Below are 13,692 nucleotides of genomic sequence, written 5' to 3' on the forward strand. Positions count from 1 at the left end.
GGACAGCAGGACCTTGCCCCGTCCGGGCAGGGGGAACGGGCCCGCGCCAACCTGGCGGCCCTGGAGGCGTTGCGCGTCCTGGAGCGCGAGCAGCGCCCGGCGACCGAGCAGGAACAGCGCATCCTCGCACGCTGGTCCGGCTGGGGTGCCCTGCCTGTCATTTTCAACCCGCGGCCGGCACGGGCCGCGTTCCACGCGGACGATGTCTTCGAGCGGGCCGCCGCGCGCTGGGAAGCGGTCGGTGACCTGCGCGAACAGATCCGGGCTCTGCTCACCGAGGACGAGTGGGCGGCAGCCCGGCGCAACACCATCAACGCGCACTACACCGACGCCGGCCTGGTCCGCTCGATCTGGGGCGCGATGCGTCAGCTCGGCTTCCGGGGAGGCCGAGTCCTCGAACCCGGCTCGGGATCCGGCAACTTCATCGGCTTCGCCCCGATCCTGACGCACGAACCGGTGCGGATGACCGGCGTGGAGGTCGAGCCGACCACCGCGGCGATCGCCCGCCACCTGTACCCGGACGCCCAGATCATCAGCAGCGGCCTCGAGGAGGTCCCGCTCGCCGACGGCGGGTTCGACGGTGTGGTCGGCAACGTGCCCTTCGGCCGGTACAAGCGGTTCGACAAGGTCCACAATCCGGACCTGGCGCTCTCGATCCACGACCACTTCGTGCTGAAGTCGCTGTACGCCACCCGTCCCGGCGGCATCGTCGCCCTCATCACCTCCCGCTACACCTTGGACGCGGAGAAACCTGGAGCGCGCGAGCGCATCTACCAGCTCGGCGACCTGGTCGGCGCGGTCCGTCTGCCGGCGCGGGCACACACGGCGGCGGCCGGGACGGACGTGGTCACCGACGTGCTGTTCCTGCGGCGCCGCATGGACGGCGAGGAGCCGGGCGACAAGACGTGGCTGACCGCCCGCAAGCGGGTGCTGCCCGGCCACGACGACGAACTCGCGGTGAACACGTACTTCGACGTCCATCCCGAGTACGTACTCGGTGAGCTGCGTGCGGGCTCCCGGGAGTGGGGTCCGGAGGTCACGGTCGTCGGCCGCACCGACCAGGCGCCGGCCGAAGCCCTGGCGGCCGCGGCCGCCGCCATCTCCGTGGAAGCGCGGGCCGCAGGCCTGACCGCCGCCGCCGGCCAACGCACGGAACCGGTGCAGACGATCGTCACCAGCGGCACGGAAGGCGCCCTCGGGCTGAACGCGGAGGGCAACCCCACCATCATCGACGGCGGCCGCCCGGTCCCGCTGGAGATCCACCCCGACCAGCGTGAGCAGATGGTGCAGCTCATCCGCCTCAAGGGCCTGACTCTGGCCCTGTACGCGGCGGAGGCCGACACCCCGGAGCCCGGCGAGACCCCGCAGCTCGCCCGGCTCCGCGCCGAACTCCGGGTTGCCTGGCGGGACTACCGCAAGAGCCATCCGCCGCTGACCAAGCCGCGCCAGCACTACAAGTTCACGCCGCCCGAGGCGAGGGCCCAGGCCACGGCGCAGGGCCTGAAGGACATCCCGGAGTCCTGGAAGCAGCGCACCGCGTTCGCGTGGATCGACGACGACCCCGACGCCTCGCTGCTGTTCGGCCTGGAGGAGTGGGACGACCGCACCGGCAAGGGCATCGAACAGGACGTGCTCCTGCGCCGGGTCCTGGAGCCGCGGAGCCTGCCGGTCCGGGCCAACAGCCACGAGGACGCCATCGCCCTGGCGATGGAGTACGACGGCGGCCGCCTGGACATGGGGCGCGTGGCCGGCCTCCTCGGCATGGACGAGGAGAGCGCGGCCGCACAGTGCGCGGACGCCGGTCTGGCCTACCGCGACCCGGAACAGGGCGACGCCTGGGAGCCCAGCCACCGCTACCTGTCCGGCAACGTCCGCACCAAGCTCGCGGCCGCCAAGGCGCGGGTCGCCGAGGACCCCACGTTCCAGGGCAATGTCGCCGCCCTGGAACGGGTCCAGCCCGACGACCTGGCACCCTCCGAGATCAAGGCGAAGATCGGCGCCCCGTGGATCCCGGTCGACGTCTACAACGACTTCCTCGCCCACCTCGGGTTCGAGGACGCCGGCGTGCTGCACGCGGGCGGCACCGTGTGGGAGGTCCGTGGCGCCAAGAACGGGGACCTGGCGCGCACCGAGTGGGGCACCGGCCCCCGGCCCGCCCAGGACCTGTTCACCGCGCTGCTGAGACAGACCGAGTCGACCGTCCAGGTCACCTACACCGACCACGAGGGCCGCACCTACGTCGACAAGGACGCCACCGACGCGGCCCAGGAGAAGGCCAAGCTCATCGCCGAGGCCTGGGACGACTGGGTGTGGGCCGACGAGACCCGCGCGGCCCGGCTCGCGGGCCTCTACAACGAGGCGTTCAACAACCTGGTGATGCCGACGTACTCCGGCGCCCCGCTGACCCTGCCCGGTCTGATCAACGACTGGACGATGAAGGAGCACCAGAACGCCGCGATCCGCCGGATCGTGAACGAACCGACCGCGCTCCTGGCGCACGTGGTCGGCGCGGGCAAGACGGCGACCATGGCCGCCGGCGCGATGGAGCTGCGCCGCACCGGCCTGGCCAGGAAGCCGTGCATCATCGTCCCCAACCACATGCTCAAGCAGTGGAGCAGGGAGTTTCGGCAGCTCTACCCCAACGCCAAGATCCTGGCGATCACCGCGAGCGACCTCAGCAAGAAGAACCGCGCGAAGTTCATGGGCCGGATCGCGGGCGGCGACTGGGACGCGGTGATCCTCACCCACAACGCCTTCAACGTGGTGCCGGTACGCCCGGAGACCCAGCGCGCATACCTCGACCGTGAGATGAAGTCGCTGCGAGAGCAGCTCGACATCGCCGCCGAGTCCGGGATGCACCGCAACACGGTCAAGCAGATCGAGCAGTCCCTGGCCAACGCGGAGGCCAAGCTCCAGCAGCAGATCGAGTCCGTGGCCGATGACAACGGCGTCTTCCTGGAGGACACCGGCATCGACTACGTCTTCCTGGACGAGGCGCACGAGTACAAGAACCTGCGCACCGTCTCGGCGATCCCCGGCGCCGCCATCCAGGGCTCGGCGAAGGCCACCAAGCTGCACATGGTGCTGTCCTGGCTGCGCGAGACCAACGAGTCCGAGCGCGTGGCTACCCTGGCCACCGGCACACCGATCGCCAACTCGGTGACTGAGGCCTACGTCCTCAAGCGCTACCTCGCCCCGCATCTGCTGGACGAGATGGGGCTCGACGCCTTCGACAACTGGGCCGCGACCTTCGGTGAGGTCGTGAGCCAGCTCGAGCCCGACCCGAAGGGCGACGGATACAAGTACAAGGCCCGCTTCTCCCGGTTCTTCAACGTGCCGGAGCTGATGGCCGCCTACCGCACGTTCGCCGACGTGCAGATGGCCGAAGACCTCGACCTGCCCACCCCGCCCGTGCGGGAGAGCGACGGGCAGCGCGGTGAGACGGTCCTCATCCCGCCCACGCCGGCGCAGCGGCAGTTCATCAAGGAACTGCCGCACAAGCCGTGGGTGCGCAAACCTGGCGGCGTCCTGAAGGCCCTTGGCGAAGGCCTGCGCGCCTCCGTCGACCTGGACCTGGTCGACGCCACCGAAGCCCTGCGCAACCTCGGCGTCACGCCAGGGCAGATCACCAGCGTCGACCCCCCGACCGGCGAAGCCGTACTCGACTTCACCAAGATCGGCGACCTCGCCGACGCCGCCGCCACCGACATGCGCTCCGTCGGCGGCAGCAAGGAGATGGGCAGCAAGATCCCCTACGCGGCGGACAAGATCGCGGAGATCTGGCAGGAGACGAAGGACATCGTCTATCCCGTCTCGGCGGACGACCCGACCCCGCAGGACCTGCCCGGCGGCCTCCAGCTCGTCTTCCTGGACGAGGGCACCCCGGGCAGCACCGCCAAGCACGCCGCCGACCTGTACGCGGACCTGCGTGACGAACTGGTCGCCCGGGGCATGCCGCGCGAGTCCATCCGCTTCATCCACGAGGCGGGCACCGACCGCAAGAAGGAGAAGCTGTTCGCCGACTGCCGCGCCGGACGCGTCCGCGTCCTGATCGGCAGTACCCAGAAGATGGGCACCGGCACCAACATCCAGGACCGGGCGGTCGCCCTGCACCACCTGAGCTACCCGTGGCGGCCGGCCGACATGGCCCAACGCGACGGGCGGATCGAGCGCCGCGGCAACCTCAACGCCCCGTGGGTCGACAACACCCCTGACGACGTCCGGATCATCTACTACATCACCGAGCGGACGTTCGATGAGTTCCGGCTGACGACCCTGGCACGCAAGGCCCGCTTCATCGGCCAGATCCAGCGCCGCGACTTCAGCGCCCGCGAGATCGAGGACATCGGCGCCGACGCCATCAACATCGGCATGCTCGCCGCCTTGGCCTCCGGCGACCCGGCGATCCTGCAACTGGCCGAGGCCACCGCCGAGCGCGCCCGGCTGCAGGGCCTGGCCCGTAGCTGGGACCGCCAGCAGGACACCCGTACCCAGCAGCTCACGGACATCGACGAGTTCCTCGCCCGGGCGGAGACCGCCCTGGAAGGGATGCGGGCGGCGGCCCCGGACCGCCGCCCCACAACCGGCGACCACTTCGCCATGACCGTGGAGGACGCCACCTACCGCAGCCGCGATGCGGCCGCGGACGCGCTGGGTGCCCGCCTGGCCGCCATCGCCGGGGACCAGTCGATCCGGCCCGGCGAGCGCATCCCCGTCGGCACCTTCGGCGGGCAGGACTTCCATGCGGAGATCGCCTACGGGGCCAGCGGCCGCCGCCAACTGCGCCTGCGCTTCGCCTGGGGCCACGTCGTCCCCATGGGCCAGCGCGAGGACCGCGCGCAGTGGCAGGCGTCCTCGGTCACCCGGTCCAACGGGCGCGGCGCCATCCAGAGTCTGGAGCACTTCCTCAACCACCTGGACGACGACCTCGACAAGCTCGACGAATCGGTTGCGTCCGTGCGTGAGCGCCGCGAGGAGATCGCCGCCAACCTGCGCCCGAAGGACGAGAACCCCTACCGCATCCAAGCCCGGTCCAAGGAGCGCGAGGAACGCGCCCTGGGCAAGCTCGTGGTCGCCAACGAGAAGGAGGCCGCCCTTGCCGAGCGCGTCGAGCGGGCCGCGAGCGTCGACGAGGGCGCCGCCGAGGAGGTCATCGAGGAACTTGCCGCCCTGCGCGAGCACATCGCCGACCTGCGCAAGACCATCGAAGACGAACACCACATCCAGCAGCAGGGGCAAGCGCTCGCCCGCGGTGACATCAACCCGGAGAGCGCGCCGGCCGTGGCACACCCAGACGCTGAGACGGCCTCGGCCGAGGTCGCATCGGGCGGCGAAGGAGAACGGGCAGCCGGATCCTCCTCGACCGCCGCCGAGCGACAGGATGACGCCCCGCCGGCTGAACTGCGGGAACGGCCGGTCCTCGACCAGCCCGACCCGGACACCGCGACCGCGACCGCGTCCGAGCGGGACCAGCCCGCGCCAGAGCCCGCCGCATCCGAGGACGCAGCCGAACGATCCTTGCCGTCCTCCGACGTCGAGCCCGAGGAACGAGAGGCGTCCGAAGCGGACGTGTCCCCCGCGGAGGACGCCAACCTCGAACTTCAGCCCCCGCCCGGGCAGGAGGTCCCGGCCCCCGCGCCGGCGGAGACAGAAGGGGAGGCGGAGCAGCGCACCGGGCCCTCCCCGGCGATGGCCCGGTGCGCGGCCGTCCTGCGGTACTACGAGCCGCTGTTGCAGCGCCACAAGCTGTCCGGCAGGGACGTCGTGGCCTACATCGACCGCCCCGGCGTCGGCTATTCCTATGACCCGGACAACCCGTTCCTGGACCTGGTCCACGAGATCGGCAAGGTCGGGGAGCGCCTCGGCGGCAGCTTCCGCCGCAGCTACCACGAGTGGGTCCACTATCAGGTCGGCGAGAGGCGCGCCGCGCAGAGCGAGCAGATGACCAGCCTCAGCATGGACCTGCTCACGCTGTACGGCGACCAGACAGAGCCCCTGCTCACGGTCGATCTGGAGAAGATCCTCGCCGCCTCGCCCGGCACCGTCATCGAGCTGGAGTCCGAGGCGGAGCTCGAAGCCGCGGACGCGGCAGCGGCCCGCATCTTGATCATTCACGATGCCGAGGGCACCGAGGTCCGCAACACTCCGCGCGGGGGAGACCAGCGCATCCGCGAGGCGCTGCACGACCTGGGCTTCAGATGGTCGCGCCGCCAGCAGAAGTGGTACCAGCAGCGAAACACCCCCTTCGATCACCGTGACACGGCCGTACGCGGCCTGCGTGCCGCCTTCGAGCAGATGGGTGTCCCCTACACCTACGACGGGCCCGACCCCGGCCCGCAGGACGCCGAAGAGGCAACCGAGACCGGACCGGAGACCACCGCAGCACCGGTCGGACAGGAACCGGCCGGACCTGCCGCGGAGACAGCCGATCCTGCGCCCGGGCCCGAACCGGACGGCTCGGCGGCGGAGGCGGAGGCGGACAGCGAGCCCGAGACACAGCTCGACCTGTTCGGGACAACGGCGGAGGCCTCGCCGGACGGTCCGCCCGACGACGGCACCGATGCCGCGGAGGACACGAAGACCGCACCGCCGGCCGTCGCCGAGCCGGAGCTGCCCGCCAGGGATGTCGAGCCGGAGCCGCCCGCCATGGAGGTCGAGCCGGTGGCCGACCCGGCCGCCGACATCCGTGCACCGGACAGCGAACCGGAGGGCGCGGTCGCCGACCCCGAGCCCGCCCCGCCGACTGACCCAGCACAGGAGGATCCCGCCGATCCGACGGCTGCGCAGGATCCCGCCGAGACCGGTCCGGCACCAGCCATCGGATCGGAGGAGGGACAGACGGCACCTGCGGTGGACGAGGCTGCCGCCCACGAACCGATCGCCACGGCCTACCAGCCGTTCACCGACCACACCGCGAACCAGCATGCCGCCGGGGAAGGCCAAGAAGCAGGCGGCGAAGTCCACCCCTCGCCCAAGGCACTGCCACCTGCCCGCGACGAGGAGACGGCCATCGCCTCTCAGACCTCCTCCGCCGGGCAACTGGGACTCTTCGGATTGGGCGAAGCGAGCGCCGAGCGCAGTGCCCCACCGGCCGGCGCTCCTGGCCCAGAGCCGGCACGAGAGATCGAGGCCGCTGAACCGCGCCCGGCCCCCGGGCAGCCCGCCGGCGCGGGCGCGGGGACACTGCCGGAGGCCTCGCCGGCCGAGCTGGAAGAGGCCGCTGCGCCGGACCGAGACGAAGGCGCCGGCACAATGCCGCAAGCGCCGGCTGCGGCTCCGTCCGGAGACGAAGACGCCACAGACTCACCTGACGCCACAGACTCACCTGACGCCGCAGACGCACCTGTGGACGCCGAGCCACCGGATACCACCGCTTCCCCGCCGGTGGTGACCGCGACCGAGAGCGGCGAGACGCTGCCGATCGAGGACCCGCCCGTGCCCGATTGGTATACCGATGGACTCGTCGGCACGCCCGCGGTGACGGACGGCACGGACGAGACCCCTTTCTCGCCAGAGGCCCTGACCGTCCAGCCACAGACCGCCCAGGCACAGAGCGCTGCACCCGACCGAACGGAGGAGAACCCCATGGCCACACCCACCGAGCCGGCCGAGGCAGACCTGACCCGCGTCGTCGCTTCCGCCCAGCTACAGGAGTGGGACGAGCGCTACTTCCTGCATCTGTCAGGACTGCGGGATCAGGAACCCGACGCCGGTGAAGTCAGCTTCGGCGTCCCCTGGGGTGCAAGCGTCCTGGTGGCGACCCTGCACCGGTCGGCCACCAACAGCTGGTTCGCCCGCGTAGCCACCGGCTCCACAGGCGTCCCCGACGACGTGACGCCGCCGGCCTCCACCCCGCAGGAGGCCGCCCGGCAGGGCGCACAGCTGTGGGCGTACACCACCGGGCGACCCCTGGGAGACGAGCCCGCCGCTTTCCGACGGCAGGGTCCCGTGTCCCGTTCCGACGCGCTGCGCGCCGAGCTGGGCCGGTTCCTGGACGACGCCCAGCAGGCAGTCCAGGCCGCCGCCGCCCGGGCCTGGCCCTCCACCTACGGTCAGCTCGCCGAACTCCAGCACTTGGGCGAGCTCTTCGACGGCCTGCAGCCCTGGCAGCGCCCGGACTCCCCGGCCGGAACCGCGAACGGCGCACTCCAGATCGTCGAGCAGCTGGAGGCACTGCAGCAGGCCGCCGTCGCCTGGCGCGACAGCCTCCGGCGGGGCACGGACGCGCGGCAGCACATGGCGTATCCGCTCACCCTGCTGGACGGCGAGTCCGCGCGTCTGCAGCGGCAGATCGCCGCGACCGTCGAGGAGGTCGGCGCCGAGCGTGCCGCTACCCGCGCGGTAGAGGATGCGCGACGACTCGCCGCCTCCGCCGACGGCCCGTCACCGGAGGAGTCACAGAAGACGGCACCCGAATCGGCGTCCGCAGCCGGCCGCGAGCGGCTTCAGGCAGCCGCCGAGAGCGCCATGACCCGCGAGAGCCAGCCCGACGTCCGGTCAGAGCCGCCGACGGAAGAACACGGCGACTCGTTGCAGGCCCGCGCGATGGCCCGCGCCGCGACGGCGCCCTCCCGAGACCAGCAGGAAGTCCCCCTGTGGACCGGCACCGACCTGCCGACCGGGTCATGGCGTGAAGAGGGCGGCGTCCTCTACGACGCCTACGGCGTTCCCCAGTGGCAGCTCAAGACGGCCCCCGGCACCCAGCCGTCGGTCACGCAGGCACCTGGTGAGGACACCCCGGCCCCGGACGGCGACGCATACGAACCGGTCGGCATCAAGGAGGCCTTCGCGTCCACCGTCGCTGAGGCCTGGGCGGACATCGTCCCGCCCGAGCACGGCTCGGTCGAGGACCTGCTCGAAGCCGTCGACGCGCCGTTGCGGGAGCTGGAAGAGCAGTGGCAGCGCGCCGTGCCCGCCAAACGCGCGGACGGCGAACAGCACGCTTCGCCCCCCTCGGACCACCAGGATGAAGCCGCACCCCCGCGACGAGACCCGGAGCCGGTCAACGAGGCCCTCCGGCAGGCCGACGAGCACGCCGCCGCGTTGCAGGACCTCCCGGAGTGGCAGCGGCTGCAGACCGTTCGGGGCGCCGCCACCCACCTGTGGAACGTGCTCCGGGAGAAGGCGGGAACGTACTTCGAGCAGCTGCGCAACGACATCCGTGTGCAGGGCTTCTGGCGCACAGTCTCCATCCGGACGACAGAGGCGCTCGCCACCGGCGCACAGGCCCTGGCCGACTTCGCGGCCCGCGGCCGCCGCGGCGGGGACCTGCCCACCGCCGAGGCCCTGCTGGGGCTCGGCGACGCCGCCCTCACCTACAGCACCCCCGGCATCCCTCGCCCCGACCGCCGGGCCCCGGCCAGCGCTGCCGACGACGTTGCTGCCGAGGTGCAGCAGTTGCGCACCACCCTGCGGACCGGCGCCCCGGTCCCGTACGGGACGCGTGAGGAAGCCGCGCAGGCCTCCCGGGAGGTCGCCGAGGCCTTCCAGGCGTGGCGTGAGACCCCCATGGGCCAGGAGCTGACCACCGCATCCGAGCACCCGCGGGTGGCCGCGTTCCGGCAGGCATGGCAGCGGCTGCCTGCGGCTGACCTGCCCGACGGTCCCGGCACGGCCGCCGGCCCGTACGGGGACGTCGGCCGGACCGCCCAGCAACTGGTGGAGCGCGCCGCGGCCGCGAACGTCCGACATGCCCAGGCAGGGCAGCCGCCCCGGTTCGCCGAAGGCGACGTCGAAGCCCTGCGGGCCCTGGCCACCCTGGCCGAGCACCACGGTGGGCGGCTCGCGGTCACCCTGCCGCCCGGCCTCACCGGCCCGGCGCCCGCCCCCCGGGCCGTCGCACCGCAGGTTGCCGCACCGCGCCCCCGGGTCGCGGCTCCCGCCGCCCCGGCCGCCCCCGCGGGTTCACGGGGCATGTCGGCATAGCGGCCACGCCCAGACCGACTGAAGGAGGAGGTCCCAGGTGAGCACCCCGGAACAGCCCGTGCCCGCCAGGCCCGCGTGGCGGAGTGCGGCGGCGGAGGAGCTGAAACTCGACTCCCCCATGCCGCTGAAGCTGCTGACGGACTGGGAGATCCAAGAACGTCAGATCCGGCTGATCCGCGCCGAGGAGGCCGCGCGGCGCCTGGCGGAGGCCGAGGCCCCCGACGCCGCCTTCCGCATGGCCCAGCGCCTCGCCGACCAGGGCGCCGACCGGGAGCTGATCGAACGGGCGCGCGCTGCCGCCCGCGAGGACCAGCTGTACGCCCGTGAGCAAAGCGCCAAGGCCCACGCCCGGGCGGAGCGGCTGCACCAACAGACCGAACAGGTCGACGCCGAGGTCCACCGGCGCCGACAGCTCACCCCGGCCCAGCAGCAGGCCGAGGCGGCGGAACGCAGGCAGCAGCGGGCGGCTGCACCGGCACAGGTCCCGCGCCCGGCGACCGGGCCATCGGCATTCGTCCCGCGACCGACGACCGACCAGGCCCGGCAGCAGGGCCAGGCACGCTGACGGTGTTGCCCCCCATCGGATCCAATGGGGGCAACACGGGCTGACCAGCAGCTAGAGCGATTGGCCCCGTTGACGCTGCTGGGGTCCTTGTATTCGCGGCGTCGCGGACGGGGAAGCCTGCGGCGATGGTGCTGCTGATGCCCGCCGGTCGTGCAGCCGTTGCCGCAGCGAGTTCTCGGCCTGCCGCATCACGGGCGTGAGCGCCTGGCGCCGCTCCAACTCGGCGGAGATCCGTTGGCCTTCCTCGCCCAGCCGGGCAGCATGCTGCCCGGACCGCTGCGCCGTCGCCTGCGCGTACGCCTGGTCCTCCTGGGCGGCCGTCCGGGCCCGTTCGATCAGCTCCGGCGCCGCACCCCGCTCGATCAGCCGCTGGACCGGATCGACGGAGGGGCGGGGCTCGGGGACGTCTGGAGATGTTTCGACGGTCGCCCGGGCGATCCGGTCCGCCCGCGCTGTCAGGACCTCGTCGGGCGTCAGCAGCAGCGGCAACGGGGAATCAGGGATGACCGGCACGGTGGACAACGTCTGCAGCAGCGGGCGCACCGCCGTGTGCGCGAGGCGGGCCGGGCTCTGCGGATCGGGATCCATCGCGGCGACCGTCTCGGCATCGACGGCGACTTGCTGCAGCACCGGTATCGAGGTCGCGTCGACCTGGCCGCGTGCCGCGAGCTCCGTCACGACCTGCTGGTGCAGGCCGAGCCAGCCGGCCACCTCGTCCGGCGGGAACGGCCGGGCACGGCTGGCCTGCAGCGCCTGTACGGCTGCCGGTTCGCCGGTCCACTCTCCGTTGGAGGCGCGGTCGTTGACGTACAGATCGGCGCCGGTACGGTCGGTGATGGTGATCCGCTGCACGGCGGGGCTCGCCTCGGAGGCCGCGATCGTCTCCGGCATCATCCGGTAGGCCAGGTCGTGCAGGTCCGGCGGAGTCCAGCGGCCGCCCTCCAGGAACCGGTAGAGGCTGTCCAGCCGGCTGCGCTCGGCGCGCACGCCCAGGCCGACGACCTCGACGCGGTGCCCGCGCCCGGCGAACTCCTCCGCCGTGGCCAGGGTCATGGCCGGGTCCCGGAAGACGCCTTCGAGTATGAGGCTGTAGCCGTTGTTCCGGGCGTGCTCGATACTCATCCGCACCCAGGCGCCGGAGGCCTGCCCGGTTGCGTCGGGGAACAGCCACGGCTCGTTGTCCAGGATCTCCTGGTGCTGGGGGTGAAAGGGGCGCAGCTCGTCGCCGGTCAGGGGGACCAGCTGCCGGTCGGCGTGCCGTTGCTCGGCGGCCGCCATGGCCTGGCTCTTGCCCGCCGCGGGCTGTCCGCCCAGCAGGACCAGCACCGGCTGGTCCTGCGGCGTGTAACCGGAGAAGACGAAGTCTTTGACGCGCTCCTCGAAGCGGTCGCGGAGCTGCTTCTCGGTGAGGAAGTAGTCGCTCGCCTCAGCCACGGTCGCCCTTCAGACCAGCCAGTTCGGCCTTCCAGCCCTGAACGTGGGCGATCAGCTGGTCCCGGTCGGCGGCCGGCACCGCACGCTTGACCGTCCGCAGCTCCAGAACCTTCTGCCACCACCGCTCGCGCTCCTCGGGCGTGGAGGCGGTATCGGACAACTGCGTGTAGCGGGCGGTGAGCTGGTTGGCGGTCTCGGTGAACGTGTCGTACACCAGCGCCGTCGGCACGTTCGCGAACGGGTCCGCGGACTGCGGGGTCGTCACAGGGCTACTCCTTCGTGAGGAATCGGGGATGGGGGATCGGGCGATTGATGGCGCCCTGGCGTGCTCTCAGGTGTTCTCAGCGGGCTCCAACACCGCCACGGGCTGTGCGGCGGCTGTCTGTTCGTCGTGCTCGCGCAGCATTCGCATGATGGTCGCCGGCGAGGGGTGTTGGCCCTTCTTGGCGCCCTTGGTGATGACGAGACAGGCCGCGATCTCGCGCAGGCTCAGGTCCTGGTTCCGCAGGTGCAGCGCCATGGCGAGCATGTTGTCGTCGGTGACACTGGCCCCGCCGATCGCCTTGCCTCGCTTGCGGGCCGCCTCGTGGCCCTCCAGGGTGCGGTCGCGGATGTACTCGCGCTCCATGCCCGACAACGCGGCGAGCACGGTGAAGACCACGCCGCCCGGGTCGTGGGAGCCCTGAAGCTCTCCGGTGAGGAACTCCAAGCCCACGTCGCTGGCACGCAGCTCTTCGGCTAGCGTGGCGAGATCGATGCCGCGCCCGAGCCGCTTGTGTTCGTGCACGACCAGGGTGACGCGGACACCGGACGCGCGGATCTCGCGGGCGAGCGTGACGGCCTTCTCCAGTTCCGGCCGCTTCGTGGCGCGAGTCGAGATCTTCTCGGAGAACACCCGGGTGACCCCGGCGGCGGCCAAGGAGTCGAGTTGCGAGTCCAGGGACTGGCGCGCGGTGGAGGCGCGGGCGTAACCGATGCGGACATGACCGACCGGCTCGGCGCCGGCCCCGGCCGGACGCGGCAGCTCCACCCAGGGCGTGCCCGGTTTCCGCACCGCGGGTACGGGGACGTTCAGCGCCTTCGCCAGTGAGGGCACGAGCCGGAAGCGGGCCGTGTGGTACTGGATCGCCACCCGGCCCTTGGTCGTGCGGCACGGAGAGCCCGCCGGGGCGGCGCAGGTGGACATGGGGCAGTCGTGCGCTTCAACACGCTGGTAGTCGTCGCTCACGTGATCACTGTTTCATGTGTCCGTTTCATTTGTCCACTCATTTGAAACAACCCATGCAACAGAAAACGTGCAGCATGATCGTCGCCGCGCGCGGTGTTTCACGAGCGACCACCTATGAAACGGCGATCGCCCGTACGATGATCGCCGTGACCACCCGCCGCACTCTTGGCACCGGCCCCGAGGCTCCCCCTCAGGGCATCCGCGCCGCACAGGCCGACCTTCTCGACGCACTGCCCGGTGTCCATCTGCCGGACCTCACCGAGATGCGAGCCCGCGGAGTCCTCGGAGCCCACTCCGCAGCGCCGCCGTCCGCACGGCGGGTCCTGGGACCCGGCCGCACGGAGGACACCCCTCCCGGAGTCCTCCGGCTGACACGGCCCCCTCAGGGATGTGACCCAGGTACGGATCAAAGAGGCAGGCTCATTAAAGGGCTAACAGTTCTTACCGTGAGCCCTTTCCAACCTGGCTGTTGGGTGCGGCGTTGGGCTGACAACATGGTGAAGCCCCTGGTAGATGGGTTTTCGACCAAGAGAACCGTCTC

General features: G+C 71.6%; 5 protein-coding genes. 2 read left to right on the plus strand and 3 right to left on the minus strand.

What is annotated here, in order from left to right:
• The first annotated feature begins 69 nt into the window (after positions 1-69).
• Positions 70-9,924, plus strand: coding sequence for an SNF2-related protein (locus ABZX30_RS18255; protein WP_355934575.1), 9,855 nt, complete (start codon positions 70-72; stop codon positions 9,922-9,924).
• A 37-nt stretch (positions 9,925-9,961) separates the two neighbouring features.
• On the plus strand, positions 9,962-10,489 hold the full coding sequence (locus ABZX30_RS18260) for a hypothetical protein (protein ID WP_355934577.1): 528 nt from the start codon (positions 9,962-9,964) through the stop codon (positions 10,487-10,489).
• Positions 10,490-10,540: 51 nt separating this feature from the next.
• On the opposite strand, the gene ABZX30_RS18265 is transcribed toward ABZX30_RS18260, so the two are convergent.
• The 3 genes from ABZX30_RS18265 to ABZX30_RS18275 all read right to left on the minus strand — a co-directional run bounded on the left by ABZX30_RS18265 (position 10,541) and on the right by ABZX30_RS18275 (position 13,151).
• Positions 10,541-11,923 carry a zeta toxin family protein gene (locus ABZX30_RS18265; protein ID WP_355934579.1) on the minus strand — a complete coding sequence of 461 codons (1,383 nt, stop codon included), beginning with the start codon at positions 11,921-11,923 and terminating at the stop codon, positions 10,541-10,543.
• Entirely contained in the window at positions 11,916-12,188 is a 273-nt protein-coding gene (locus ABZX30_RS18270; protein ID WP_355934581.1) for a hypothetical protein, read from the minus strand. Before ABZX30_RS18270 ends, ABZX30_RS18265 begins: the two co-directional genes overlap by 8 nt.
• 66 nt (positions 12,189-12,254) lie before the next feature.
• Positions 12,255-13,151, minus strand: coding sequence for a recombinase family protein (locus tag ABZX30_RS18275; RefSeq protein ID WP_355934583.1), 897 nt, complete (start codon positions 13,149-13,151; stop codon positions 12,255-12,257).
• Between the last annotated feature and the right edge of the window lie 541 nt (positions 13,152-13,692).

The sequence above is a fragment of the Streptomyces sp. NPDC004542 genome (assembly GCF_040610035.1).
Lineage (GTDB): Bacteria > Actinomycetota > Actinomycetes > Streptomycetales > Streptomycetaceae > Streptomyces.